Source organism: Phycisphaeraceae bacterium, from assembly GCA_020639155.1.
Lineage (GTDB): Bacteria > Planctomycetota > Phycisphaerae > Phycisphaerales > UBA1924 > JACKHF01.
In genome coordinates this window covers 1,233,687-1,259,811 of sequence record JACKHF010000001.1, presented here as the reverse complement: position 1 = coordinate 1,259,811, position 26,125 = coordinate 1,233,687, and the positions used below count along the sequence as shown (strand labels likewise).

Genomic DNA, 26,125 nt, shown 5'->3' with positions numbered 1-26,125 from the left:
CGCGAAACCCATTCCAAACTACATCATGCATAGTTCTCGGACGTCGTTGATCGACAGTTCGGCATAGTTCACCGCGCAAAGCACCATCAGCCCGGCTTTACTCTCGGCATGATCGCCAGAATCACAGGCACACTCGAAGCCATCGATGGACTCGCCATTCTCATCGCAACCCCGGACGGGCTCGGACGGGAACTGCTCATGCCAGCCTTCCTCACCGACACACTCACGCCACAACTCGGCCAAACCGTCACGCTCCACACAATGGAGTACCTCGAATCACATAATCAAGGCGCAAGCTTCATCCCGCGCCTGATTGGTTTCACAAGAATCAACGAGCGCGAGTTCTTCGAGTTGCTCACCACTGTCAAGGGTGTCGGCAACCGCAAGGCACTCCGCGCGATGATACATCCGCCCCAGCGTATCGCTGCGTGGATTCTCGCGCGTGATGCCAAGGCACTCACCTCGCTGCCCGAGATCGGCAAGCGCACCGCAGAGACCATGATCGCGGAACTCTCGGGCAAACTCGACGCATTTGCCAGCGCAGACGATGCACTTTCGATGAAGACAAAGTCGGGCTCTGCTGTCGAGGCTCTCCCAATCTCAAACCTGCAGTACCCGCCGAATATCCAGGATGCAATCGACGCGCTGATCACATTGGGCGAGTCACGCCAGATCGCAGAGCAGCGTGTGGCGCGAGCCATTAAAGCTGTTGGAGACGACGCCACAGCGGACACGCTCGTCGCAGCAGCCTTCGGAAACTGACCATGCACATGCAACCAGTCTCCGAATAATGCGGAATAACTGGAAGGATATGGCACGACACAGGTTCTCCAGCACGGTTATCGCGATATGTACCACGCTCATTGCGTGCTGGTCAGCCCGTGCCCAGAACGAGATCACCAAAGCCCACCTGGAGGAATACTGCGACATCTTGCAACTCGACGACCAGGCCCGCGAACTCACCACCCAACTGCACCGAAGCTACATTGCTGCACGCCAGCAACTGCGCGAAGATATCAGAGAGAACCGAGGCAAGATAGATTCGGAGGACCCGGTAGCATTTATTCAGTACAACGTCGATAGCACAACCGATTTGCGCAACCTCAACCTGCGATTTCTCGATGACCTTGCTCTGCTGACAGACTCCGATGATCACATCCCGCGGCTACAGATCGCGCATCGCCGCCACCAGACGCTTCGCGGCGCGTACGCCATGATGACATCCGCTGGAAGTACTGACATGGTCATGCTCGCAATGTCGGTCGTTCAGCCACTGCGCGACGAGATCGAACCGCAGATTCTGCAATGGGAGAAGGAACTCGACGCGGTCCTTGTGCCGTTCGAGCAGGAGAATCTTCGCATAGGCCCGGTGCTTGTCAGCACATTCGGCGATGTGCAGGCACCCGAGTACCGCGACATGCGACTTGCGCGAGAGATGCACCGCCACCGCGTCTATCCGATCAATATGCGTATCTTCGCATATCTCGACACGCACACATCAGAGCCCGATCGCACACGCATCAGACGCGAGTTCATCGAGCGTGGCGCGAATCTGCCATCATCAAACATCGAAGCAGTCTGCGAGCAACTGCTCGAGCGCGACGATATCGACGACGAGCTTCGACAGTTGTGCGTGAAACTGCGGGACGAGTACCGCATCGCCGAAACACCAATCATCACGGGCTATATCGAGCGCGACGAGCGGTTCCGCCATCTCAACAGCATGGCTGCATGGGGCGACGATCCCGAGCTTGAGATGATCTCCCCAACGCTCATGGACATCCAGGAGCAGCAGGAGCACACAATCGCAAAGCTCGTCGATCTCCGCATCCTCACGGCTGAGAAACTGAAGAGGGTTCTGAATGCCCGGGATATCGAGGCAACGATCGACCCGCAGGCAGACGTGGAGAAACTCGCCAGTGACAACCTGCCGTACATGCCCAAATAAAACGCATCGCAGGGAATCGACCCAGCAGGGAGCAGACAATGCAAGCGGCCTTGACTCGTGTTTACTCCGGCTCGCCATGGGAGCAATCTGTCGGATACTGCAGAGCGATCCGTACGGGAAACACAATCATCGTCTCTGGCACAGTTGCTGTCAATGACGACGGCACACCCCACGCTCCGCACGAGCCATACGCCCAAACACGATGCTGCTACGAGATCATCTTCAAAGCGCTCAAAGAGTTACAAACCAACCACACCTGCATCACGCGCGTGCGCATGTTCGTGACAGACATCGCACGATCAGCAGATTATGCAAAGGCGCACACCGAGATAATGCAGGGGCACCATCCGTGCATGACGATGGTCGAGGTGTCAAAGCTGATCCTGCCGGAGTTCGTTGTGGAGATTGAGGTTGAGGGATCAAACTGAGTGAGTCTGCTACTTCCCCTCTTCGGCATCCTTCGCTGGCTCACCAGACTGCTTCGATTGCATACGATTGAAATACTCGCGCACTGCTCGATGATACTCCAGCGGCACCGTCTGCTTCTCGATCGCTTCCTCGGCCCGATCGATCGCGTCGGGCACCAACTTGCGGAACGCTGCGCGTGACTCGCCGCGGAACGTATCGCCGTTGATCAGCGTCTGTCCAATGATCGGACCGCTGCGAGGCTTGGCATTCTCTTTCCTTTCCTCTGTCTCGAAGGCCGCTTCCTCGTCATCAGGATCGGCACCATTGCCGCGCCCCGGACCGCCGGTTCCACTGCCCTGGCTCTGGACCTGACCGGGCTTGAACTTGTCGCTGTTGCCATACCGGTTCTGGCCGTTGCCCTTGCCATTGCCCTGACCATCGCCGTTGCCGTTGCCATCACCATTGCCGTTGCCCGGTTTATCACCGGGGTTGTTGCACATGGCTAGCGCGTTCTTCATGTCCTGCATCGCTTCGGCGGTCATCTCCATCTCGGAGAGTTGCCCTGCCATTTCCTGCATCGCCTGCATGCCCTCGGGGCTCATGGCGCCGGGCTTGCCGTCCTGTCCGGGATTCATGCACTGGCTGCACTGTTGCATGGACTTTGCCATGTTCTGCATCATCTTCTGCGCAGCTTCAGATGCCTTGGCTGCGTTCATCAGCGCTTGCTTCTGCTCAGCCGACATCGACTGCATCTGTTCCAGCGCCTTCTGCAGTTGCGACGGATCAGATGCGAGCTTCTCCGCCTGCTCCTGGCTCATGCCTGCGTTCTGCAGTTTCTGCTGAAGGGATTGTTTCTGGTCTGCCAGCTTCTCCATCTGCTGCGCAAGATCATTCATCTGCTTCTTGAGTTGTTGCGCATCCTCGGCCTTCATGTCCGAGCTTGCCAGTTTCTCGGTCAGCTTTTGTAACTCTTCCTTCGCTTTGGAGAAATCACCCTTGGCAAGATTCTTCTGCACCTCGGCAAGCGGGCCCTTCTCCGGCAGTTTCATCTGACGCATTGCCCGCTTCATGTCGCGGAGCATCTGCGATTTCTCGCCCGAGTTCAGCTGTTTTTCAAGCTGCTCCTGCACGCGGTTGCGCTGCTTGATCGCCTCGCGCTTGAGCTGATCAACGCTCTGTGGCCTGCCGTACTCGCCTTCCTTTGTGAAGTCGGGCGATAGATCAGTGACTTCAATCCCAGCCTTCTTGAGCGCTTCCTCAAGCTGCTTCTGCTCATCCTTGATCTGCTGCTCAACCTTCACAAACTCGCGCCGAGCTTCTTCCTTCTGGCCTGCCTGCGTCCACTTGAAGTGCTCTGGCAGCATCCAGAACATGAGCGCAACAACCGCAGCTGCACCAAACGGCGCAAACCAGTATCGCGGTGCCCGCACAGGAAGCACCTCGCGGAGTTTGACAGTCACAGCTTTCTCGCGCGCGGTCTGCACAACAGCCTTCGACCACGCGTCGTCGGCCTGCTCGACACACATCGCGGTGGAGATAGACTCGCGCAGGTTCGCTCGCTCATCGACCTCGCGCGCAACAGCCTCGGCCTTCGGGCGCGTCACAATCGCGATCACAACCGCAGCAACAACCGACGCGCCACCGATGACCAGCAGCGCAGTCGACCATGCGAACGACCACACAAAGAACGCGTCAAGCACGCGCAGCAGCAGCGTCACACCAGCAGCAACAGTCAAACAGACTGTCAACCACCACAGGATGGAACGGGCAAGCAGACGCTTGGCAGCAGCACTCACGAGCGAGCGGATTTCGACCATGACGAGTCCTCCACCTTCTTTATACCGGAAATTGGGGCACCCTGTTCACACAATTCGCCACTTCCAGCCACCAATTGCGCGATTGTGACATTCTCAGCCACACGGATGCATCTGAAACCCACCGTTTCATATTCTACGTCCAAATAAGCCCAGGGATTGCAATCCCTGGGCTTCTGTATTCATACTGAAAACGTGCCCTTACGCGCTGCCCACACCCGCACCGTTCGGCTTCGGCTCCACGTCTACGTCGGCCGGTCTGGCTGACTTCGTGAAAGTGAACGAGTCGCCCGTCACATCGACCAGCACATGGTCGCCCGCGCCAAGATCGCCCTGGAGCAGCTTCGTCGCCAGCGGGTTCTCGATCCGCTGCTGGATCACGCGCTTCAGAGGGCGTGCACCAAACGCGGGATCCCATCCTTCGGCTGCGAGCTTCGCGACTGCTTCTGCCGTCAACTCGATCGACATGTCGCGCTCGCGCAAACGTGTGCGCAGTCTTGCGAGTTGGATGTCCACGATGGACGCGATGTTCTCGCGACGCAGCTGATGGAACACAACCGTCTCGTCGATGCGATTGAGGAGTTCGGGCCTGAAGAACGCCCCGCGCGTCTCAACATTCAGATGCGCGTTGAGTTTGCCGCTCTCCATGTCGGGCGTCATGCCCTTGCCCTCGACATCGACACCCGGACCGTGACGGATGAGGTTGCGCACCTGCGCTTCGATCTCCCAGTCTTCTGCGCCGTCCTCGGTCATCTGCTGGATCTTTTGCGATCCAAGATTGCTGGTCATGACAACGATGGTGTTGCGGAAGCTCACTGTGCGTCCCTGCCCGTCAGTCAGGCGACCGTCGTCAAGAAGCTGCAGCAAGATATTGAACACGTCCGGATGTGCTTTCTCGATCTCGTCCATGAGGATGACACAGTACGGGCGCCGGCGGACCGCTTCGGTCAGTGCGCCGCCCTCTTCGTATCCAACATACCCGGGAGGCGCGCCGATGAGGCGCGACACCGCGTGCTTCTCCATGTACTCGGACATATCGATGCGCACAAGTGCTTCCTCTGTGTCAAAGAGGAACTGCGCCAGCGCCTTGCATGTCTCGGTCTTGCCAACACCCGTCGGGCCGAGAAACAGGAACGAGCCGATGGGCTTATCAGGATCAGAAAGTCCGGACCGCGATCTGCGGACCGCGTCCGCAACAACCTTGAGCGCGTGATCCTGGCCAACAACTCGATTGGCAAGGAAGTCTTCCATGCGGATGAGCTTGTCGCGTTCCGACTCGATCATGCGATCAACGGGAATGCCGGTCCAGCGCGCGACAACGTCTGCGATCTGCTCTGCATCGACCTCTTCCTTGACCATGGAATCGCCGGCAGCCTGACGCGCATCGAGGGCAGTTTCCGCCTGCGCCATCTCGCGCTCCAGGTCCTTGATCTCACCGTAGGTGATGCGCGCTGCCGCCTCCAGATCGCCGCGACGCTGCGCCTGTTCCGCTTCGATTCGCTTGAGATCGATCTTTGACTTGATAGATTTTACTGCGTCGAGATCCTGCTTTTCATTCTCCCAACGCTCGGTCAGCGCGTTGTTTGTCTCGCTCAGCTCGGCGAGTTCCTTCTCGATGCGTGCAAGTTCACGCGAGGAATCCGTTTTGTCGCCGAACTCCAGCTTGATCGCTTCCCGCTCGAGTTCCAGCTGCATGATCCTGCGTCGTATTTCGTCAAGCTCTGTCGGAACGGAGTCGATCTCGATGCGCAGTCGCGATGCAGCCTCATCAACAAGGTCGATTGCTTTGTCCGGGAGGAAGCGATCGGTGATGTATCTGTTCGAAAGCTGCGCAGCTGCGAGCAGTGCCTCGTCCTTGATGCGCACGCCATGGTGGGCCTCGTAGCGTTCCTTGAGTCCGCGCAAGATTGCGACGGTCTCCTCGACGGTCGGCTGATCCACATACACCTGCTGGAACCTGCGTTCGAACGCAGGGTCTTTTTCGATGTGCTTGCGGTACTCGTCGAGTGTTGTTGCGCCGATGCACCGAAGCTCGCCGCGCGCAAGCGCTGGCTTGAGCAGGTTGCCTGCGCTGACCGCGCCCTCGGCTGCACCAGCGCCGATGATCGTGTGCAGCTCGTCGATGAACAGGATCACCTGTCCCTCGGCAGCCTGCACCTCGCGAAGAACCGCTTTCAGTCGTTCCTCAAACTCTCCCCGAAACTTTGCGCCGGCGAGCAACTGACCAACGTCGAGCGCCACAATGCGCTTGCCCTTCATCTGCTCGGGGCAATCACCATTCACAATGCGGAGCGCAAGCCCCTCGGCGATAGCAGTCTTGCCAACGCCGGGCTCACCAATAAGCACAGGATTGTTCTTTGTTCTGCGCGAGAGCACCTGCATGCAGCGACGGATCTCGTCGTCGCGCCCAATGACTGGGTCGAGCTTGCCCTGCTGGGCTTTCTCTGTCAGATCGATAGAGTACTTCTTGAGCGCCTCGAACGATCCCTCAGCGTTCTGGTCCTGGATGGACTCGACGCCGGACGCTGCGCGTATCTGCTTGATCGCATCCTCGATCGCACGAGTGTTGAGACCAACGGTGTCGAGCACGGTCTTTGCGCCGGAGTTCACCGTTGATACCGCGTAGAGCAGATGCTCACTCGAGATGTACGCGTCGCCTAGCTTCTTCGCGTACTTGTCTGCGTGCGCAAGCACTTCCATCATCGCGCGTCCCGTGCCGCGCATGGCGCCGCCGGACTGTGACGGCAGTCGTCCGAGTTCCGCTTCAGCGATCTGGAGCACGCGCTTGGGCTCGTACCCCGCGCGGGAGACGATCGCAGCGCCAGGGCCGCGCGCATCATTCACCAATGCGCACAGCAGGTGCAGCGGATCAACCTCGGGGTTGGAACGCCCGGTCGCGTCCATCTGCGCGTCTGCGAGTGCCTGCTGAGCGAGTGTCGTAAATCTGTCCGGTCCCATGAATGAACTCCTTCACGAGTGCAAATGCAATCAGCGCGCCAGCTTTGATGCAGGAAGATACATGGGTGATACGCCACAAGGTCCTATAGAAATATGGCTTGGTGCCAGTTATTGTTGATTTTTGTCGCTAGATCACGGTATACGCCTGCCGGGATGACAGTTCACAACCTCCACACGCACATTTCTGTGTGGTTGATGTTGTATGCTGGGATGGCAAACACCGTTTCAGCGGTTTGCAGAGCGTCACTCGACCGTTCATCATCCGGACGCATCGCGCCCCGGTATTTCTCTCGCGAAAGCACAGCCCACCATGACACGACACGCAAAGCCACGACACACCGCGCTCGCACTTTCGATCGCGTCACTCTGCTTCACATGGGCTTCATGCGCCCAGCCGCTGGTGATCAAGCAAACACCAAGCAACGAGTATCAGCGCGACTCAGGCCGATATCGCGTCGGCTCGCCCGAGCGTCTTCGCATCGAAGACCTCACTTTCGACAAAGCCATCCCCACGCCAGCGTCGTTCCTTGGATACGAGATTGGCGATCAGTACACGCGCCATCCCGACGCCATCGCCTACTTCAAGCTGCTCGCAGAGGCATCCGACCGCGTGAACATAGAGGAATACGGCAGAACACACGCGGATCGACCACTCATCTATATGACAATCAGCTCGCCGAAGAATCTGGCAAATCTCGACACCATCCTTGCAAAGAACCATGAGTTGACACGCATCCGTGATGTTTCAGATAACGAGAAAGGCATCACCGAGGACCGCGTGCGCGAGATTGTCGACGAGAACCCAGCCATTGTCTGGCTGTCCTACAACGTGCATGGAAATGAGCCATCAAGCACGGAAACCGCATTACTTGTTGCGCACATGCTCGCTGCCGGCACGAACAAAGAGATCACCGAAGTACTCGACAAGTGCGTGATCGTGATCGATCCGTGCCTGAACCCCGACGGGCGCGAGCGATACGTGAACTGGATACGTGACACGCTCGGCAAAGGGACAAATCCGAATCCCGACGCGCGTGAGCATGACGAGCCATGGCCTGGCGGGCGTGTGAACCATTATCTGTTCGACCTGAACCGCGACTGGGTCTGGCTGACCCAGCCCGAGTCGCAGGCGCGTATCAAGGTCTACACAAAGTTCAAGCCACAACTGCACATCGACTACCACGAGCAGGGGCACAACAACCCGTACTTCTTCGGCGCGGGTGATGAGCCGTACAACGCGAACATCCCCGATGTTTCCCGAAAATGGTTTAACCGGTACGGACAATCCAATGCCGAAGTATTCGACGCGGAAGGACTGATGTACGCGACGCGCGAGCGTTTCGACTATCTCTATCCCGGGTACGGCAAGGTGCTGCCATGTTACCACGGCGCGATCGGGTTGCTGTGCGAGAAGGGCGGCCACTCTGCTGCATCGCTTGCAATCGAGGTGAGTGATCAGTACACACTCACGCTGGGCGATAGGATCCGCCATCACTTCCTGACAAGTATCAACTACCTGCAGGCAACCGCCGAATGGCGCCACGAGCAACTCTGGCGATTCCACCAGTTCTACCGGGATTCTGTGCGCGACAAGACGGGGTTGCGATCCATCGCAATCCTGCCCGACAACGACCCAGCCGTCATGAACACGCTGCTCTATATCTGCAAGTCGCACGGCATCGACATCATGCGCACGACAAGCGAGTTGTCAGACACAACGCAGTTCAAACGATACGACACAGGAAACAATCTGGCTGATCCGCAGATGTCGTTCCCCGAGGGCACATGGATCGTGCGCACAGATCAGGAGATGGGCCGATTGATCCGCGCACTCTTCGAGCGCGCAACATACGTCAGCGATCCCGAGACATACGACATCTCTGGATGGTCCATCCCTCTCACGTTCGGTTTGCACGCGTACTACGCCGAGACCGATATCACGGCGCTCGAATGGAGCAATCTTGAGCCTGTCACAGAACCATTCGATAACCGCGCGATCATTCTCGACCAGACCAACGGTAACAATCCGGTCGCTGTCATCATCGCAGCTGGACAGAACAAGTTCGCCGACGCGTTGGGCGCAATGCTCAATCTGAATGTCTACGCCAAAGCAGCGGACGAGCCGTTCACCATGTACGGACGCACGTATGCCGCAGGCTCTATTATCGTGCCCGCGATGATGAACCCCGACCACTCACTCCATGATGTCGCGCGTGCGATCGCAGAAACCGGCGCAAGCGTCACCGTTGTTGACCGATCGCTTCCCGAGCACGGCAAGGCCTTCGGAGTGAACGCAAACCCCGAGGTGAAGATGCCGAAGATATTGCTCGCATCGGGCGGACGCGTGAGTGCGAACTCGTTCGGTCAGCACTGGCATCTTCTTGATGTGGCGCACAAGGTACCGCACACCGTTGTAAACATTGACTCGCTCGGGCGCGTCAATCTCGACGACTACACCGTGCTCGTACTCCCGTCGGGCGCCTCGCTTTCCGGCGGCTCTCTCGACGCGGTGAAGGAATGGGTGCGCTCTGGTGGCACTGTCGTCGCATCAGGGTCTTCTGGCGCGTGGGCAAATCGCGAGATCGCAGGCGTAGACCCTGCAGAATCAAACACCGGCCAGCGTGAACGCGGCCGAAACAATAACCAAGACGACGAAGATGATGATGATCGCGATCCAAATGTTGCGATGACATTTGCCGAACGCAAGGATCAGCCGATTGCCTCACGCATCTCTGGCGCGATGCTCATCACTCGTGTGGACACAACGCACCCACTCAGCGCAGGATCGCTTCCATACATGGGTGTAATTAAGCAGGGATCGTCAACGGTACCCGTCGCGCCCAACGGCTCCGTCATCGCGCAGTTCATCGCGGACGGTAGCGGCAGCGCGACCGCTGTCGGTGGGCTCGCAGGCCCGCGAGCGCTGAAATCGATTGGCTCTGGCGCGTTTGTATCACACCATCGCGTCGGCAGCGGCTCGGTCATCAGTTTCTCCGATGATGTCACAATCAGAGCGTTCCATCATGCTGGCAATCGATTGCTCCTGAACGCGATTGTCCTCGGCCCCACGCTGAACAGGTTCTGAGCTGCGAATCTGTGGAAAACCCGATAGTTTGCTTATTTTCGTGATTTTCAACCAAACTTCATCGATTTTCCCTTAACATATCCATCCCGGAACTGAAAGGCTCCGGCGAAGGAGGAGACAGAGAGACACCCAGCGCTCCACATCGCTGCTTCCTCCCATGCTATCTGCAATCAGCCGCAACTGGATCGGCTGGTATGTCCATGCGATGCGCCAACACGCGCATTGCCTGTGTTCTGCTATTGCGCAGTGCATAGCAACCCGCTGTGTGCGTGAAGGAGAGAGCCTGCACCAGCACATTCGTACCCGCTCGCGCGCGAGCACACCACAGGGAGACAGGACATATGAAGAGAACACTCGCACTCGTCGCAGCAACCTGGCTTGCATCGGTCGCATCAGCCCAAGTGCTCAACGTCGGTAATACAGGCCCGATCTTTGATGATCTGTTCGGTGGGAGCTCGAACTCGTTCAGTACAACCATAAATGTCGCAACAAGTGGCAGCATCACTGGGTTCAACATCACCGCGGATGCGCTCGCAGCAACCAACGGCGGTGATCAGACCGACATGGCAATGCGCCTCACCGCGCCAAACGGTTCCGAACTCGTTCTGCTTGGTACGGGCTGGTTCAGCGGCACAGGTATGACACCCGCCAACTCTGCAGCGGCGCAGTCCATCAACGCCAACTACGACTTCAACTTCGGCGACTCGGCGGGCGACTGGACAGTCAACTTCTTCGCTGCGCAAACCTTCGGCGAAACAACCGAGTGGAACAACGTCGTCATCACACTGGTCCCCGCACCAGGACCGGTCGCACTACTCGGCGTAGGCGGGCTCGTCGCGATGCGCCGCCGTCGCAACTAGGACACAAAGTCGATTTCAATATGCAAAGGCACCCAGAAAAAAATGTTTCTGGGTTTTTTTTGCTACAGAAGTAACTGATTCTTTGAAAAAAAACCTTTGCAGCCGAACGTTTTCGGTTAGAATACGCTGAATCGACGAGGTTCTCGGCAAAGTAAACACCTCTAACGTGGTGCAGTCGAAGTGATTGGGAAGTGGTTTAGATTATATCAAATAAGAGTGCGCTATGAAAAAGAGTATGGTCGGTCTCATTTCTATTGCTGCTCTCGCATTCCCCTCCGCAGCCCAGATTATTCTGGATGTTGGAAATACTGGGGAGATATTCGATGATGGGCAGGGCAACTTCTGGTCGTTTGGTGTGACATTCAACGTGCCTACCAGTATGAGTGTGACTGGATTTCATATCCACGCTGATGCACTCCCTGTTACAAACAATGGCATCCAATCCGGCATGGGAATGCAGATTAACGACGCACACGGGTTTGACTATTACTACGAACTTTTCGAATGGACAGGACCGTCATTCGTAAGTGGCACAGCTCCGTCGAATATGTCTGCTTCACAAACAATCGACGCGACATACGCACTCAATCTCGGAGATTCCGTCGGAGAATGGTCTTTCAGTTTTTATGCAGCGATAGCCAATGGCCAGGTTACACAATGGAATAACGTTGTGATCACGCTCGTACCAGCTCCAGGAACGGTTGCGTTCTTTGGTGTCGGTGGACTGGTCGCGACGCGCCGCCGTCGTGCATAAGTTCTAACAACCACGCAAAGCACTTTTAAAGCCCAGGGATATCGTCTCTGGGTTTTTCCGTATACCGCTCACCCGGATTTCGTGCGGCTTTGCCATCACCTTTCACAGCACCAATCGCAAAGACATCAGTCACTGGCATGTTAAGCAGAATCCGATGCGCAACAGCGAGATGCGGTGGCGCGTGTACTGCAAGAGCGATCACACGCTCATGCAGGTGCTGCAAATCCACAGAGTCAGACTCCAGCACATCGAGCAACCGATGCATGTCATCCAGCCAATCGCACAAAAGAAATGCTGCTTCCTTTGCGACAGCTTGTCCATCTGCGTGGCCTCACTCTTTCTCTCTGTGCCTCTATGGTTGCTCTTATCGCCCCAGTCTTCGAGCGAGCGTAAAACTCAGCTCCAGCGCCTGCTGATAGTTCAATCTCGGATCGCAAGGCGACGCGTAGTTCTGATGGAGACCGTCCTCGGTCACACCCGATGCGCCGCCAACACACTCCGTCACATCCTCGCCGGTCAACTCGCACGAGATTCCACCCAAACGCGTACCAAGAGACTCGTGCAGTTCGATTGTCTGCATGAGTTCGGTAATGACATCGTCGAATCGCCGTGTTTTGATGCCGCTAGCCACACTCTGCGTGTTCCCGTGCATCGGATCGCACACCCACAGTACGTTTTTATCCTTCACCGACTCGATCACCGGCGCAAGTAATCGCACCTTACCAGCACCAACGCGCGTAATGAGCACCAGCCTCCCTGACTCATCATCCGGATTCAAAGCATCTGCAATAGCTCGAACTTCGTCCGGGCTCGTGTCAGCACCCAGCTTCACGCCAACGGGGTTCCGAACTCCGCGAAAATACTCGATGTGCGCTGCGTTTATGTCGCGCGTGCGATTGCCGATCCACGGCATGTGCGTGGACAGGTTGTAATGCCAGTCACGCCGAGGAACCCGGCGGGTGTGAGCGCTCTCATATTCCAGATTCAATCCTTCGTGGCTCGTAAAGAACTCTACCCGCGCAACATCGCTCGCGCTCTTTTCACCAAGCGCCTGCATAAACCGCAACCCATCCGCCAGTTTGCTGGTCATCGCCTCATACTGCGAGCGCTGCTCGTCGGTCAGCCGTGCGCTTCCGAAGAGTGACACATTCCAGTTCTCGGGATGATGGATATCGGCAAATCCGCCATCCACAAGCGCGCGAACAAAGTTCAAAGTCATCGCAGCATGCAGGTGCGCAGCGATCATCCGCTCTGGATCAGGCTTTCGAGACACCGGGTCAAACGCGTACCCATTGATGGAATCACCGAAGTAGCTTGGCAGCGACACAACTTTGCCACCAATCTCCCTCGTCTCGATCGCGTTTGATCTCGGCTTAGCGTACTGCCCCGCGAATCGCCCCACGCGCGTCACCGGCTGCTTCAAACCGTGCACCAGAACCAGAGACATCTGCAGAAGAATCTTCAGCTTGTTTGTTATCACATCCGGCGTGCATTCGGCAAACGACTCAGCACAGTCGCCGCCGTGCAGAAGAAACCGATCACCGCGCTGGGCCTGAGCAACGTGTTCGCGCAGGTGCTCGATTTCGCCCGACGTAACAAGTGGTGGAAGCTCGCGCAAACGTTGCGCAGCACGACGCACACTGTCCGCATCACTGTACTCAACCGCCTGATGCACTGGCCTGTCACGCCACGAATCAACCGACCATCCCGCAGGCACATGCGCGCTGCGCATCGGCCCAGGAGACCCGGTTTCACCTGTTTTACCTGTTTTTTCCCGTGCAGAACCAGCGCCCATCACACCCGCACCTTCCGTTGAGATTCAAGCACGTGCGCTATCGGGTCGATGCACGAGCACCTGCACACACGCCACACACATTGTTCGCGAGAATGCACCCCATGCACAATACCAATACAAATTATTCAAGCCCTTTGAATAAACGTCCGATCGACGTCTCACACACGTTATTCGAGTCGTTTGTGCGTTGGCTCAAACCCAGCGTATTCACACCAGCCGAGGGGCACCCGCAAACCATCATCTCGCGACCGTCGATCCAACAGGCTGAAACAGGAAACAACCAGCCATTCGTCGACTCGCCCCCCGGAACACCAACATTGAAGGATTTCACAGGAGATAACGCAATGGCAACATCAACACGGTCACGAAGCTCGTCGCGCTCAACCAAACGTGCGTCGACATCAAAGTCCAAACGCACCGGCACAAAGACTTCATCACGCAAGTCTTCAACGACCAAGCCATCCGCTCGCAAGACAACAAAGAAGAACACATCGAAGAAAACAGCCACACGCAAGCCGAGCACCACAAAGAGCCGTTCCTCTTCAAGCAAGACAACAGCTCGCAAGCCATCAACAAAGACATCTTCAGCACGCAAGTCCACAACCACAAAGAGCCGCTCCACTTCAAGCAAGACAACAGCTCGCAAGCCATCAACAAAGACATCTTCAGCACGCAAGTCCACAACCACAAAGAGCCGCTCCTCTTCAAGCAAGACAACAGCTCGCAAGCCTGCAACAAAGACATCTTCAGCACGCAAGTCCACCACCACAAAGAGCCGCTCCTCTTCAAGCAAGACAACAGCTCGCAAGCCATCAACAAGGACTTCTTCAGCACGCAAGTCCACAACCAGCACGAACTGGTCCTCTTCCTCACGGAAGACCTCGACTCGCAAACCCGCAACACGCAAGTCGACCGCGAAGTCAACAACCCGCGCTCACAGCACGAGCAAACCATTCTCATCGTCAACTTCCATCAGCAGCTCCACCAGCCGCACACCACGTACAGCAGCAGCGAAGCGCTCAACCTCATCGAAGAGCTACAGCAAGTCGTGGAACTCGTCGAATCGCTCCACCACACGCAAGTCAAGCACGAATCGTTCGAGCGCCAACCGCTCAACATGGTCGAGCAAGTCGGGCTCATACAAGCCAAACTTCAAGGCAGCAAGTCGCAAGACATCCAGCCGCCGCTCAACTCGCAAGGCAGCGTAACCTCATCGCATAACACGTAAAGTAAAGCCCAGGGACCGTATCCCTGGGTTTTTTCTAATGAAGAGTACTTACGCTGTGACGCTGTCTTCCTGCGTCTGTGCATCCGTGTCACGGATGTTCCACCGCAACTCGTCAGCCCTGCGCTGCGCACGCACAACATGGTCGTGCTCGTACCAGAACCCGTCAAGACTGCGCTCGATGGACATCGATACCATCGAAGCACGAGCAGAAGTGCCCATCCGCTGACGCACCAACGCATCGCAAATCAGCCCAAAGACATGATCTACCCACACGTCGACTTCTGCCGCGAGCACATAGCCTGTATCGTTGTGTGAGACAACATCGCTCGGTCCTCCCTGATCAGTTACCACAGCGGGCAACCCGGACGCCTGGGCTTCAAGCACAACCTGCCCCAGCGTATCTGTCACGGACGGGAACACGAACACGTCACTACTCGCGTACACACGCGAGAGCATCTCACCTGAGATAAATCCAACGAACTGCGCATCAGAGCCTGCAAGTCGTCTCTCCATCTCCTGCCGGTACGGCCCGTCCCCGGCAACGATCAGTTGCGCATCGATACCACGTACGGTGCACATGACCCGCACACGCTCCCACACCTGTTCAAGCAGTTGCAGATTCTTCTCGACACTCACTCTCCCCGCGTACAGCACCTTGATAGAGCTCTCGCGCAGATCACACCCGCACGTACGGTTCAACGTGTTCCAGTGCTTCTGCGATCGATACGCCGGATCGAACAGGTCCACATCAACACCCGGCCTGATGCGCACAATCCGATCGGTTCTGACACCCAACTTCTCCACGAGTGGAACATACGCACTACTCCGAACCATCACCCGATCGCACGGTGCATGGACGGCACGCATCATCTGCTCTGCAACGCCGCGTGCCAGTGGATGCTGCCACATCCGCTCAATATATGCTGGAAAATCGGTGTGATATGTTGCAACAAGGGGAACATGGAACAGCTTCGAAGCCATCAATCCATGAAGCCCGACAGGGCCCGGCGTCGACATGTGGATCACATCGGGCTCGATCATCTCAATCTGATGCATCAACTGTACTGTTGACGGGAGATGTAGCTTAAGATCGCCATACCCAGGCATTGGAAGCGTGAGTGCCGGCACAATGTTGCGCACGTTCGGCAGTTCGAACACCTCATTTCGCGCAGCCGTCTCGCTATCAACACACGTCAGCACAGTCAGATCAAGATCGTGCGCATGTGCATGCGTCGCAAGATTCTCGATAAACCGTGCAACACCGTTCACATCTCCCAGCGTGTCAGTCACGAGACACATCCGCATCGGTCGATCGGCATGCGACCGCGACATCAGATGAGCAAACCGACGCTCACGATTCTGGTAATACATTGCGATGCAATAGGGAAGCTGCGACACAAGCGCACCAGCACATGATTGCAACGAGCGCACAAGCTCATCGGTGTCGTTCATGTGCATCGCCATCAGCGCGTCCATCGCGTGTGTCTGAACAATCTTCTCAAACAACTCCTCTCCGCAGCGCCCAACCCGCTCGTGCATCGCAAGCGCAGCACCATCCGTCCATCGGTTCGTCTGAAGTCGCTCGTGAAGATCCGGATATTTGATCTCCATCTCAGGCATGTGATCAGCGGCGGACTCGAGCATCCTGTTCAGGATCGACCATCCAAACTTTCCAAATCCACCCATTTCTACAGGCATTTCATGCGATTTTCGCTTCGATCGCTCTTCCAGTGCGACACCAGCGCTCGCAGCTACAGCCTTTGCGACATCCCACGCATCCGCACTCAAACCCAGATTTGCTCGATCACCACAAGAGCGTTCGGCAGCACACGCAATCCCAACTCGTGTGATCTGATGCGCGAGCACGCGCGTCGTCCCGTGAGAACCCTTTGCTATACACTTCCCACGACGAACAGCTTCGAGAAATGCGCTTGCACGATCACGCTCGCGAGCTTTCACGCGAGCTTCCGTCCACGTTCTTCCAATATTCAACAGGCCGTGGTCATCACTCCCACCGGTTCGTGCGATACCACGAGCATCAGGGTACAACGAAACCAGCCCATGCGCATCCTCAATAGCTGCGATTCCAGCCTCATCCAGCCTGTCCAGATATGTGTTGATCGACTTATTCAGCACACGTGCGTGCGCTCCATTGATGCCCTCAAACGCACGGAACATCAGCACACAACGCTCGATATGCCACTGTGATAACGCACCGTTCTGGGCATACAATGGATGCGCAAGCGAATGCGCAAGACGTTCTTCCTCGATCCATTGCGCGAGCGCATACACATCATCTCGCAAGCCGAGTATCTCAATCACCTCATGCTGCTCAGGAGTCAGCCCCCACACAAGCACATGGAGCACACAGCCATCCTCAGGAAACCGCGTCGTAATCTCCTCGCCCACAATCACGTCATCGAATCCTCGATCGACAAGCTCCATCGCCCCGTCGATCGTGTCATGATCCGTCAGACACACAAGATCCATCCCGCGAGTCCGAGCCTGGGCATACACACGCTCGGGCTCGGAATAGCACTCTGAAACACCGAGAAATCCAAGCAGAGCAGTCGCCGCACCACGCGATGCGTTCGAGTGAACATGCATGTCGGCGCGCAGTACAACGCGGCTGACGCCATCGGAATGTCCCGACACGCCAGCCAACGACTCGTCACGATCAAATATCATTACTCAGCTCCGTTCCAGCCTAACTCGTCGGTTAACGTCACATCGCCCTCACTCGTGCTCATCACGAAGATCGCGTGGACCGCAACACGCTTGTTCCGTTCCCCGCCCTCACGAATCCACTCGGGCAGATCAACAAGCTGAACGCGATACGTTCTCGTTGCCTTGTCATACAACTCCGCGTTCCGCGCAAGATCAGAAAGATCAACTGCTTCCCATTCAACAGACTTGTTCGGCTGACTTGAGGCACCCTCTGTCAGTGTCACAGAGATCGTCAACATCCCCGCTGCTTTCACGCTCTCGCCCCACGCGTCGCGAAACTCGATGTGGCACACGACAGCTGGCATCCCCTGCGGGTCCTCAGCCATGTGGGTCAGCGGAAACACACGAACAGAAACGGGGATAAACGGATAATCTGCTGGCACACTTGCAACTGTGCCAGGCTGAAACGTGCCCACACAGCCAGCCGACCATCCACACCACGCACCGAGCATCACACCACACACAGTCCATCGCATGCCACGCAGGGTGCGAGAGAGCCTGGGTCGCAGAATGGAACTGGAAGCATGTGTATCCATGTCACATGATATGTAATCTGTTCTCGGCCCTGTGCTTACGAGCGTTCTGACTTTCTCCTGTCGTCAGCACCCGTCCTGATACTCTGACGAACCAGATCATTGAGTTCACGCTGCTGATTCCCAATTGTCTCAAGAGCCGCAGTATTCGCTCTCACAACTCCAAGTAATGCCTCAAGCTCGATCTTTCCATCGATCAATCGGGCATGGGCCTCGCGAATCTGCCGCTCGTGCTCCTGCGCGCTCTTTCGCTCACTCAACCACATCATTCCTATCAACCCAGCAGTACCAAGCTGAGCAAGAGAGCCCATCAAATCAGGTCCAATCATTTCTCCCTCTCGGCATATGACCAGCAAACATGACAACGCCAACACCAAGTCTCATCGTTTCCAAACAATCAAACTTCAGCAAATCGACGAAACGTGGCCGTATAACCAAGTGATCGAACCCGGCCACGATCAGTTGGACCGTGCTCCTCATATTCAATGAACGACATGTCAGCCCACGTCCGTCCGTGCAGATCAATCAGCGTGCCAGGTGCTGGTGGTGACGCTAGCTCATCCGAAATCGCATCACGCAGGTCCCATAGCGCACTCTCAGTTGATGCAGCAAGTCGCCCCTCAACAACCACCGTCAGGTCTGTTGCCCCAACAACCGTTGCACTCTCTGCTGGAGGAGACATGTCAACATTCTCAAGCAGTGTCACACCCTGAACGCCCATCCGGAATCGGTGTGGACCGGAACCAAACAAGTCAAGAGATTTGAACGAACTTGCCATGTCACACCCCAGTTTTACCTTACACCCCTGTGAACGCCGCATCTTCCACAACGACAGGATCGCTTGAGCCATCCTCAGAAACTGCAACAAACCGAAACACGCGATGCGTACCACGATCAACATTCAACTCGTGCTTCACATCCATCAGCACAGCATCCATGCTGATTCGTCTGCGCAGCGTGTCCCCGGACGATCGGGACGTATAGAACACAAGCTCACCCATCACCCCGGGCACAAGAGACCCGAGATCCTCCGTCCCAAGCCGCTGCACCATTCTCACCTCGGTCAGCACTTCTGGCACATCTGCCAGAGCGACAAACGGTCCGAGATCGGACCACTCGACCACCTCGTTTTCAGCCGATCGATCGATAGCAATCAACGACACCTCGCCAATCGTCTCACCATCGAATATAACAACTCTCGGATTCAGTACAAGCATCGCACCGCCTCACAATCCTGCAAAGCACAATCACACACGTTCGAAGCGCATCATGTTCATCCGACGGGTAAACTCCGGCTCTCCGTCGCCATCCGCATCAAACCGCACCACCGCACGCTCACGCTCAAGCGAAAACAAACGCCTGTATAACTCGGCACGCTGCAGCAACGGCGACCCTTCGCTCGAGAGCGCACTTGCGGCTGAGTACGCCATGTGCAGCGTCCCCATCACCACAGCCTGCTTCAGATCATCCGTGTCATACAGGTCGTCGACAGTCACTTCGGTCCCCACCAGCCCCAGCCCAGCGGGCACAAGCCCAAGCAACCGATACACCTGGTTCGTCACAAGCTGGATCTGAGGACGAAATGTGTACACTGTGGTGAGCGCATTGCTGACATCACCAACGACAATAGCTGCATCATCCGTACTCGCGCGCAACCGCGACACGCTCACGCTCGTCGAACTCGTCCGGTCGATCACTTCATATGCGATACCACCGTGAAGAACAACGTGCCCGGCACCAACACCCGCATCCTCAAACGACACGTCATAGAAACTCGAAAGCTGCGTCAGCACATTGCTCGTAATGGACCCTGTTCCATTGGTCAGACGCTGACCAACCCAGGCAATATCGCGAAACACGTTCGGCTCAACAGCCAGCAGATCACGATCCGTCGCTACCATCGCTTGCCCCTCTCAGCCATCATCCGGTCTGCGCATCACGCAATGCGCTGTAATCCCGCCCCGCGCCATCACAACACGGGGCGGGCTCCTCCTCCGGGCAGCGCCCACTGCCCGGCTCGCACATCTCACAATCAACCCGACGAAAGACCCAGACCACGAATCACACCGTGCGCGTTCTCGTTCTTCATCTCAAGCGTGTACTCTCCAATCACCTGGCCAGAGATCGAGTCACCTGAAGCCGCAAGAGATTTGTAATGGAAGCTCCGCCCCGTCAGCGGCATCACTGAAATACGCGATGAATCGAGGAGCAGCAGAGCATCCGTCGGCACCCAGCGCGACATCACCACCCGACACACACCAAAGTCGCTCTCGTACACACTTAACAGGTCCGTGTACTTCGTGCTGCTCGCATCAAACGACCGCGATCCGCTCAGGAATGAGTTGATCTTCCGTTTCTGCGTGCCACTCACAACAATCGTGTCAACCACACCGCTCGACTGCTCCCAGATCTCGCGAAGCACCGCGTTGAGCACCTCCTCGGTCAGATCCGTGGAGAACGTACCACTGCCCGCCGGAATGCCGCCCTGCCCGGGAATGAACGAGTTCGTGCTGACCTGGTGCAGAATGCCCGTCATGCTTCGACGAACTGTCGAGCTTCCCTGCCCGTTGCTCGACGGCGCAACTCCGTTGATCACGCAGTTCTCAAGGTCACGAAGCAGTTCACGCATCCGCTCAAGCTTCTGGTATTCAACCTCATCCGAAATCCCGTGCGCTCGTGCTGACTGCATTGAGCCCGATACATCAACAGTTGATGTAAAGATCTGTGTGTAGTTCTGTTTGCGCACTCGATCTGTAAATCTCGCAGCCGGCGCCGTGTCTCCTTCAAGAGCCGCGTTTCCGAGAATCGTTAGCGCAAGACCATTGGCGATCGATGCAGCCGATGTCCCGCCATACGAACGTGTCACAGTAATCGTTGGTGAACTCACGCCCGTCACGAGCATCACCTCTGCAGTGTCACCAGGTCGAACCAGGTCGCCAACGCGAAATCGGCTCGCATTTGCGACATCGAATGATGTCACGGTCGTCGGCCCTGATATGCTCGTGTCGTCAACCGCATCCATATTCGGAAGCAGCGTGTCCTCAATCCACTCATGCACGGTGCTTCGCGCCTCAACCTTTGGATCACCAAGATGATCCAGCAGCGCCACCTCGTGCGGACTGACAATGCCGATCAGATCCGACACATCCTCAGCAAGTTCGGGCAGACTCACGCCCGCGCTATATGTCGCCTTGCCAGTAAATGCCATCAATCAACCTCCTCTTCAACTACCCTTGCCCCTCACCCGCGCGTCAGCGATCCGTCGCACGCGCACAACCACGCTCAAAGCCCGTTCCGCATACGAAGATACCGAAGCAGCGCATGACGATCGCCTGTTTCACGAGCGGCAGTCGCTGCCTCAACAAGTTCGGACTCACTGTCAACCGCCCCTGCCATCACAGACGCGCGATACCGATCTCGAGAAACTCCGGCGTCGCGAGCAAACAGATACGGCTTTGTGCGCACCATCTCCGCAACGACATCCTTGAGATCGATATCACCATCAATCTCACCAATCGCCGCCTCGGTAAGCAGGAGTGCCGCACCTACGTCAACAGATTCTGCATCGCGCAGCAAACCCTCGATCTGTCGGCGTCGCTCCGATTGCGCAAGTGCGCGATGTAATGAATCACGCTCGTTTGTCAGTTCCCAGATTTGTGATTCCAGCTCATGTGCACGTGGTGCATGAGCGCCGCCTTCCGCTTCTCCAGCATCGCGCCCTGGAACATCTGCTTTCGGATCTGTCTGCGCAGGATCCGTGTCAACTGCGTCATCCGTGCGTGCCTCTTCATGGACCACATGTTCTGCCATCGCCTCTCCTTTGCTTTGCTTGCGCGAAATCACACCGGCGCACTCACTGCACACCGGGGTCTGCGTCTGCGTATCCAAGTTCTGATTGGATTTGCTCGTCAGAAACACCCAGACTCTGCTTTGTTCTTGCCTCGATCTCCTGCTCACGGATGTCATCCGGAAGCGGATCACGCCAGACGACACGCACACTCCGGTCTCGCTCACTGGTGCGCAGCACACCCGCTGTGTCAAGCGAAGCAAGCACCATTTGGCTCATCTCAGAGATCCCACGCCCATACACAACACGCTTGCGAGCAGTCTTGGAAAGAAGCCCGAGCAGCGTCACACGAAGCGCATTCGCACTCGACAGATTCCCGATCTTTGCGCGAACAACACCTCCCGCCACCGGCGGCACAGCGCTCACCTTGTCCATCGCTTCACGAACATCCTCGATGTGCTTGTCCTCACTCGGGCTCGACGCGTCACCGCCAAACGCGACAATCTCAGCGTGCTCGTTGTCCGTCGACCACACCTGCCCGGGGCCAACCGGAACCTTGTCGAACCCCTCGATTCCTTTCGCAAGATACATTTTGAAACTCTGCATCGTTACTCGGCTCGCACGATCACTCAGACGAGTGTTTAGCTCGTCCTGCAGCCCGATCAACTGCTCAACCTCACTGATTCCCTCGTACCTGAACGGCTGCGATTGATTCTGAATATGCACTACTGGCACAAATCCCAACTCGTTCCGCCAGCGCGCAACAACTTTGCCATCCCGGCGTTGCTCAACAACGTCACGAGTCACAATCTCCGTCACGTGTTCGCGCTTTCTGCCCCCCAGCATCGCGCCAAACAAACGGAATGAGGTTCTCACATCTCGATCAATCTGCGCAAGCTCGCGCTCAAAGTGCACGATATACGAAGTAAAACGCCTGTAGTCAAAGCTGTCCGACACTGGAATCCCGCGCGCCGGCTCGATAATCTCGATCACTGGATATGAACCAGTTTCCCCGATACGCAGCATCAGATCAACATGCCCGTACACATGCGCCAGAAGCGCTGCATCCTGCAGCAAAGAAACACCGCCACTCAACTCCCATACGCGCTCAAGCGCCTCTTCGATCTTTGATCGCAGACGTTCATCTTCAGCCTCACTCACAATCCGGATCGGTTTTCCAAACATGAAGTCAACCATCGTGTGGATTCGCCATGCGATGTCGTTCTCAAGAACGATCTCTGGCGCACTTGCACCCCGATACCCGGGATCTCCCGCAGGCATGCGAAGCCGCGCTGGCAAACCGTCAGCCTGCGCCGCAACAACCCGACCGCTGCTCGTTCGAACATCGGGGTTCCTGTAGTACTTCCACAGCCTTGCATATCGCGGTATCCGATCCTGCCGATGCGCATGGATCAGCGATTCAAGAAGACCGGAATCAATCGCTGATGCACTCTCAACCTGCCGGGTTGCAATCTGCAGATCCGTCATGCCCGCCTCCTGGTTTCGCCATGCTGCACAACATGTGCAAAGCTCTCAACCAAAGACACGCATCGACCTGCATGTGCGCACACCCAAAGTGCCGAGCATGCGCAGAACCAGCACATGTCGGCATCTATGGGCATTCACGGGGATGATCTGCTATCAAAGTGGACGTGCTCAGACACGATGCCGAGTTGCTGCATGTGCGCACAAACTCGGATTCTCCGCTCCTGAGCAGAGGCTACGCTGCTCGCTTCTCTCCACTTTGGATCTTCTCAATCTCCTCAAGTATCGAGTTCGGCACAGGCTTCTGCAGAACCAGCGCATCATTCTCCTGCACGAACGTATCCGTCTGATCGGGGCCGCACCACGTCATACCAACAACCCTCGATGTCGACGCAATCCCGCACACCTGAAGAAGAACATCTGCAGGTTCAAAGCCATCAATATCAAGATCAACGACCACGTATCCATACGTGTTCTGACGCAATCTATCCAAACCCTGCCCGAAGCTCATTGCCTTCTCGGTCAACAAACCGTCACGTGCTAGCACAGTCGCAATATATCCTATTTCTTCAGCATCATCCCCAATGCAGATCGCCATTCCCTCCGCGGGCTTGGGCTGCTTCGCATTTGAAGCTATCTTCTTCCTGTCCTTTGAGAACGGCTGCGACATCGCCTCCCGCGAACAGAACAAGTGCGGCGAAACATATTTTCCGAATGTCACACCAACCTCGTGCAGATTTCCTCGCACCATCCGGCACCAGACAACCGTGCCATCAACCTGTCTCTTCTCTCCATCGCGACGAGTAAACATCATCTGCACGGGTGTGCCCTCGTGCATATATCCGTACTTCACGAATGACATCCCACTCGCAGACAGATTCCGTGGCAGCACAATCGAAACACCAGTGTCTCCATTATGATGCTCAAACCGACACGGAACTGTTCCCTGCGCAAACGAGTACCTCGGGTATTTCCGGCGCTCCTGAACATCCGAAAACTCTGCATCCTCCGCAGCAATCACATCCATCTGACGAACAATCCCGATAACAGAGCTCACAATCTCCGGCCGGCTCAGTATGTCCTGTCCATCCTTTGCAAACATGCTCAAAACACTCCCTGATCCAGTGGAAAAACAACTCCTGTCGGGGCCCATCCATCGGCACCGAACACGAGGGTGTTCACCCAATCAGGGCAACAAGAAAAAATATTTATGCGGTGTCTATTTGCGCAACTCCCACCGCAATATTACTTTACACACCGCAATGGAAAACCCTGACAGCTGAATAAGTGATTCTGAGCGCAAATATCATCAACTTTGATTCAAGTCGCTCATGAAAACTAGAACTACATGTTCGAAACAAGAACTTCCAGCATTGCTCGCCACTCTGCGTACCTGTACACAACACCATACTCCGTGTGAATGCGCGTGATTTGCGCGTGCAACCGCTCCGTTAGATCCTGCTGCCACTCTGTTGCAGTCGGGTCACAGAAGTATGTCCGGCATGCGAGGGGCTTGATCGTGTGGATGCTGCACAGCCCATCCACCTGAAATGGACACCCACCTTCACTCCGCGCTCGCTGCAACGCGCTTGAACTCAATACTGGCAGCGACACCCGCGCAACGAAGCGTTGTGCCTGCGTGTCCGACTGTAGCGTCGCCAGACCGTTCACCGGCCTTGCTGCGTCGAGCTTCATCATTGTGTACGCAGCTTCAAGACCCGTCACATAGAGCCGATGCCCGTACTGCTCGAATCTGCAGCACCTGCCCGACGCCTCACACTTTGGCTGTCTCTCTGCGATCGCGCGCATTGCCGCTGCATACACGTGCTCAAGCGCATCACGCACATCTTCCCGCGCAACCATGTCACGCCAGTGCTGCTTTAACTCTGCATCACTCATGTCATCATGCGATGTCACGACTGATTTTCCGGTTTGCACAGTCGCTCAACTTGTGCGCACAAAATGCTGGACGCCTCAATACGGGACTCGGCATCACGAACCAGCGCCTCACGAGCCGCAACATCTCGCACAGAACCGGCGTTGACACGCACATTCCACGCGCCAGCGCGACAGCACGCATCCGCAAGAATCGCTGCGATAGCAAGATCACTCATCAGCCAAGGGTTCGATCGACCAACCATCCGCTCAACCAGCAACAAAAGCTCACCTGCACACACCATCACCCGGGATGGCACCGCAATCGCATCGCGCACTGCCTCGTCATATCCTGCACGTGCAGGATCATCCGCATCCAACCGCTCAATCGCATTGAGCTTTGCGTATGCCCTCGCGTCCTCGTCCGCAAGCCACAACATCTCGTCACGAAACTGCGTAAGCAGCCGAGCATCAGCAGCAAGTGCATCTGTGTGCAATGCAAGAGACTTGCGACCAGTCGAATAGCTGTTCACCATCTGTGCGAGCGCCGCACCAATCGCACCGCACAGCCCCGCAACTGCCCCACCGCCGGGTGCTGGCTGCTTCGACCCGAGCGCATCAAGAAACCCACCGACCGTGTCCGCTTTGATACTGCTCGTGTGCTGATCCGTTTGGGGATGGTTCTGTGTCACACCAACATCATTGGAGGCACGAGCGTTCCGCGTCGTGCACCCTCGTCAATACGTCCAATATGAACTGCTTACTTCGAGATATTTGTAACAAGCAAAGGTTTTGGCACCTCCTGCAATGATCATCCATCCCGCCCGTTTGCTCCTAGGAACAAGCGAAATCGCCGATGGGTGGTTGG

Annotated in this window: 24 protein-coding genes; 7 read left to right on the top strand and 17 right to left on the bottom strand. The window is 56.4% G+C overall.

Annotated elements, in window-relative coordinates; all coding sequences use genetic code 11:
* Positions 1–108 precede the first annotated feature (108 nt).
* From H6815_05390 to H6815_05380, 3 genes are read left to right on the top strand one after another with little or no spacing between them, the layout of a single operon-like run.
* Complete coding sequence (locus H6815_05390) at positions 109–762, top strand: hypothetical protein (protein ID MCB9859871.1); 654 nt, start codon at positions 109–111, stop codon at positions 760–762.
* A 49-nt stretch (positions 763–811) separates the two neighbouring features.
* A complete protein-coding gene (locus tag H6815_05385; protein ID MCB9859870.1) occupies positions 812–1,948 on the top strand; it encodes a hypothetical protein in 1,137 nt (378 codons plus the stop codon).
* Between the two features lie 38 nt (positions 1,949–1,986).
* The gene (locus H6815_05380) at positions 1,987–2,376 is read left to right on the top strand and encodes a RidA family protein (GenBank protein ID MCB9859869.1); all 390 of its coding nucleotides are present in this window, start codon (positions 1,987–1,989) and stop codon (positions 2,374–2,376) included.
* Between the two features lie 9 nt (positions 2,377–2,385).
* Here the strand turns inward: H6815_05380 and H6815_05375 are convergent, their stop codons facing one another.
* Together H6815_05375 and H6815_05370 are read right to left on the bottom strand one after the other, a co-directional pair.
* Positions 2,386–4,173: a hypothetical protein gene (locus H6815_05375; GenBank protein ID MCB9859868.1), complete on the bottom strand. Its 1,788-nt coding sequence runs from the start codon at positions 4,171–4,173 to the stop codon at positions 2,386–2,388.
* Between the two features lie 198 nt (positions 4,174–4,371).
* Positions 4,372–7,128: an AAA family ATPase gene (locus H6815_05370; protein ID MCB9859867.1), complete on the bottom strand. Its 2,757-nt coding sequence runs from the start codon at positions 7,126–7,128 to the stop codon at positions 4,372–4,374.
* A 310-nt stretch (positions 7,129–7,438) separates the two neighbouring features.
* Here H6815_05370 and H6815_05365 point away from each other — a divergent pair, with 310 nt between their 5' ends.
* The 3 genes from H6815_05365 to H6815_05355 all read left to right on the top strand — a co-directional run bounded on the left by H6815_05365 (position 7,439) and on the right by H6815_05355 (position 11,827).
* Positions 7,439–10,213: a hypothetical protein gene (locus H6815_05365; protein MCB9859866.1), complete on the top strand. Its 2,775-nt coding sequence runs from the start codon at positions 7,439–7,441 to the stop codon at positions 10,211–10,213.
* Between the two features lie 341 nt (positions 10,214–10,554).
* Entirely contained in the window at positions 10,555–11,073 is a 519-nt protein-coding gene (locus tag H6815_05360) for a hypothetical protein (GenBank protein ID MCB9859865.1), read from the top strand.
* Between the two features lie 223 nt (positions 11,074–11,296).
* Positions 11,297–11,827, top strand: coding sequence for a PEP-CTERM sorting domain-containing protein (locus H6815_05355; GenBank protein MCB9859864.1), 531 nt, complete (start codon positions 11,297–11,299; stop codon positions 11,825–11,827).
* 25 nt (positions 11,828–11,852) lie between these two features.
* On the opposite strand, the gene H6815_05350 is transcribed toward H6815_05355, so the two are convergent.
* The 3 genes from H6815_05350 to H6815_05340 form a co-directional block, all read right to left on the bottom strand.
* Complete coding sequence (locus tag H6815_05350; GenBank protein ID MCB9859863.1) at positions 11,853–12,092, bottom strand: hypothetical protein; 240 nt, start codon at positions 12,090–12,092, stop codon at positions 11,853–11,855.
* A gap of 99 nt (positions 12,093–12,191) precedes the next feature.
* A complete protein-coding gene (locus H6815_05345; protein MCB9859862.1) occupies positions 12,192–13,559 on the bottom strand; it encodes a 3-deoxy-7-phosphoheptulonate synthase in 1,368 nt (455 codons plus the stop codon).
* 184 nt (positions 13,560–13,743) lie between these two features.
* Positions 13,744–14,529, bottom strand: a complete 786-nt coding sequence (locus H6815_05340) for a hypothetical protein (GenBank protein MCB9859861.1) — start codon at positions 14,527–14,529, stop codon at positions 13,744–13,746.
* Positions 14,530–14,670: 141 nt separating this feature from the next.
* On the opposite strand from H6815_05340, the gene H6815_05335 reads away from it, so the two are divergent.
* Complete coding sequence (locus tag H6815_05335; GenBank protein MCB9859860.1) at positions 14,671–14,850, top strand: hypothetical protein; 180 nt, start codon at positions 14,671–14,673, stop codon at positions 14,848–14,850.
* Between the two features lie 48 nt (positions 14,851–14,898).
* Here the strand turns inward: H6815_05335 and H6815_05330 are convergent, their stop codons facing one another.
* The 12 genes from H6815_05330 to H6815_05275 all read right to left on the bottom strand — a co-directional run bounded on the left by H6815_05330 (position 14,899) and on the right by H6815_05275 (position 25,949).
* The gene (locus tag H6815_05330) at positions 14,899–17,538 is read right to left on the bottom strand and encodes a glycosyltransferase (GenBank protein MCB9859859.1); all 2,640 of its coding nucleotides are present in this window, start codon (positions 17,536–17,538) and stop codon (positions 14,899–14,901) included.
* Entirely contained in the window at positions 17,538–18,113 is a 576-nt protein-coding gene (locus tag H6815_05325) for a hypothetical protein (protein MCB9859858.1), read from the bottom strand. Before H6815_05325 ends, H6815_05330 begins: the two co-directional genes overlap by 1 nt.
* Positions 18,114–18,148: 35 nt before the next feature.
* Complete coding sequence (locus H6815_05320; GenBank protein ID MCB9859857.1) at positions 18,149–18,439, bottom strand: hypothetical protein; 291 nt, start codon at positions 18,437–18,439, stop codon at positions 18,149–18,151.
* Between the two features lie 68 nt (positions 18,440–18,507).
* Positions 18,508–18,888, bottom strand: coding sequence for a hypothetical protein (locus H6815_05315; GenBank protein MCB9859856.1), 381 nt, complete (start codon positions 18,886–18,888; stop codon positions 18,508–18,510).
* Between the two features lie 19 nt (positions 18,889–18,907).
* Positions 18,908–19,327 (bottom strand): hypothetical protein, encoded by a 420-nt coding sequence (locus H6815_05310; GenBank protein ID MCB9859855.1) that lies wholly within the window; start codon positions 19,325–19,327, stop codon positions 18,908–18,910.
* Positions 19,328–19,357: 30 nt separating this feature from the next.
* Positions 19,358–20,011 carry a hypothetical protein gene (locus H6815_05305; protein ID MCB9859854.1) on the bottom strand — a complete coding sequence of 218 codons (654 nt, stop codon included), beginning with the start codon at positions 20,009–20,011 and terminating at the stop codon, positions 19,358–19,360.
* 131 nt (positions 20,012–20,142) lie between these two features.
* Positions 20,143–21,318, bottom strand: coding sequence for a DUF5309 family protein (locus H6815_05300; protein ID MCB9859853.1), 1,176 nt, complete (start codon positions 21,316–21,318; stop codon positions 20,143–20,145).
* Between the two features lie 74 nt (positions 21,319–21,392).
* A complete protein-coding gene (locus tag H6815_05295) occupies positions 21,393–21,920 on the bottom strand; it encodes a hypothetical protein (protein MCB9859852.1) in 528 nt (175 codons plus the stop codon).
* A 43-nt stretch (positions 21,921–21,963) separates the two neighbouring features.
* Positions 21,964–23,385 carry a phage portal protein gene (locus H6815_05290; protein MCB9859851.1) on the bottom strand — a complete coding sequence of 474 codons (1,422 nt, stop codon included), beginning with the start codon at positions 23,383–23,385 and terminating at the stop codon, positions 21,964–21,966.
* 232 nt (positions 23,386–23,617) lie between these two features.
* On the bottom strand, positions 23,618–24,484 hold the full coding sequence (locus H6815_05285) for a PilZ domain-containing protein (protein MCB9859850.1): 867 nt from the start codon (positions 24,482–24,484) through the stop codon (positions 23,618–23,620).
* A gap of 242 nt (positions 24,485–24,726) precedes the next feature.
* Positions 24,727–25,299, bottom strand: a complete 573-nt coding sequence (locus tag H6815_05280) for a YkgJ family cysteine cluster protein (protein ID MCB9859849.1) — start codon at positions 25,297–25,299, stop codon at positions 24,727–24,729.
* A complete protein-coding gene (locus H6815_05275) occupies positions 25,296–25,949 on the bottom strand; it encodes a cyclodeaminase/cyclohydrolase family protein (protein MCB9859848.1) in 654 nt (217 codons plus the stop codon). Before H6815_05275 ends, H6815_05280 begins: the two co-directional genes overlap by 4 nt.
* Positions 25,950–26,125: the final 176 nt, after the last annotated feature.

What these genes read in the sequence shown, in the direction of transcription:
- H6815_05315 (MCB9859856.1), bottom strand. Translation starts at nt 18,888, where the DNA reads ATGGCAAGTTCGTTCAAATCTCTTGACTTGTTTGGTTCCGGTCCACAC.
- H6815_05290 (MCB9859851.1), bottom strand. Translation starts at nt 23,385, where the DNA reads ATGACGGATCTGCAGATTGCAACCCGGCAGGTTGAGAGTGCATCAGCG.
- H6815_05350 (MCB9859863.1), bottom strand. Translation starts at nt 12,092, where the DNA reads ATGCATCGGTTGCTCGATGTGCTGGAGTCTGACTCTGTGGATTTGCAG.
- H6815_05320 (MCB9859857.1), bottom strand. Translation starts at nt 18,439, where the DNA reads ATGATTGGACCTGATTTGATGGGCTCTCTTGCTCAGCTTGGTACTGCT.
- H6815_05365 (MCB9859866.1), top strand. Translation starts at nt 7,439, where the DNA reads ATGACACGACACGCAAAGCCACGACACACCGCGCTCGCACTTTCGATC.
- H6815_05310 (MCB9859855.1), bottom strand. Translation starts at nt 19,327, where the DNA reads ATGCTTGTACTGAATCCGAGAGTTGTTATATTCGATGGTGAGACGATT.
- H6815_05360 (MCB9859865.1), top strand. Translation starts at nt 10,555, where the DNA reads ATGAAGAGAACACTCGCACTCGTCGCAGCAACCTGGCTTGCATCGGTC.
- H6815_05325 (MCB9859858.1), bottom strand. Translation starts at nt 18,113, where the DNA reads ATGGATACACATGCTTCCAGTTCCATTCTGCGACCCAGGCTCTCTCGC.
- H6815_05285 (MCB9859850.1), bottom strand. Translation starts at nt 24,484, where the DNA reads ATGTTTGCAAAGGATGGACAGGACATACTGAGCCGGCCGGAGATTGTG.
- H6815_05385 (MCB9859870.1), top strand. Translation starts at nt 812, where the DNA reads ATGGCACGACACAGGTTCTCCAGCACGGTTATCGCGATATGTACCACG.
- H6815_05355 (MCB9859864.1), top strand. Translation starts at nt 11,297, where the DNA reads ATGAAAAAGAGTATGGTCGGTCTCATTTCTATTGCTGCTCTCGCATTC.
- H6815_05370 (MCB9859867.1), bottom strand. Translation starts at nt 7,128, where the DNA reads ATGGGACCGGACAGATTTACGACACTCGCTCAGCAGGCACTCGCAGAC.
- H6815_05295 (MCB9859852.1), bottom strand. Translation starts at nt 21,920, where the DNA reads ATGGCAGAACATGTGGTCCATGAAGAGGCACGCACGGATGACGCAGTT.
- H6815_05330 (MCB9859859.1), bottom strand. Translation starts at nt 17,538, where the DNA reads ATGATATTTGATCGTGACGAGTCGTTGGCTGGCGTGTCGGGACATTCC.
- H6815_05345 (MCB9859862.1), bottom strand. Translation starts at nt 13,559, where the DNA reads ATGCGCAGCGCGCATGTGCCTGCGGGATGGTCGGTTGATTCGTGGCGT.
- H6815_05380 (MCB9859869.1), top strand. Translation starts at nt 1,987, where the DNA reads ATGCAAGCGGCCTTGACTCGTGTTTACTCCGGCTCGCCATGGGAGCAA.
- H6815_05300 (MCB9859853.1), bottom strand. Translation starts at nt 21,318, where the DNA reads ATGGCATTTACTGGCAAGGCGACATATAGCGCGGGCGTGAGTCTGCCC.
- H6815_05375 (MCB9859868.1), bottom strand. Translation starts at nt 4,173, where the DNA reads ATGGTCGAAATCCGCTCGCTCGTGAGTGCTGCTGCCAAGCGTCTGCTT.
- H6815_05305 (MCB9859854.1), bottom strand. Translation starts at nt 20,011, where the DNA reads ATGGTAGCGACGGATCGTGATCTGCTGGCTGTTGAGCCGAACGTGTTT.
- H6815_05390 (MCB9859871.1), top strand. Translation starts at nt 109, where the DNA reads ATGATCGCCAGAATCACAGGCACACTCGAAGCCATCGATGGACTCGCC.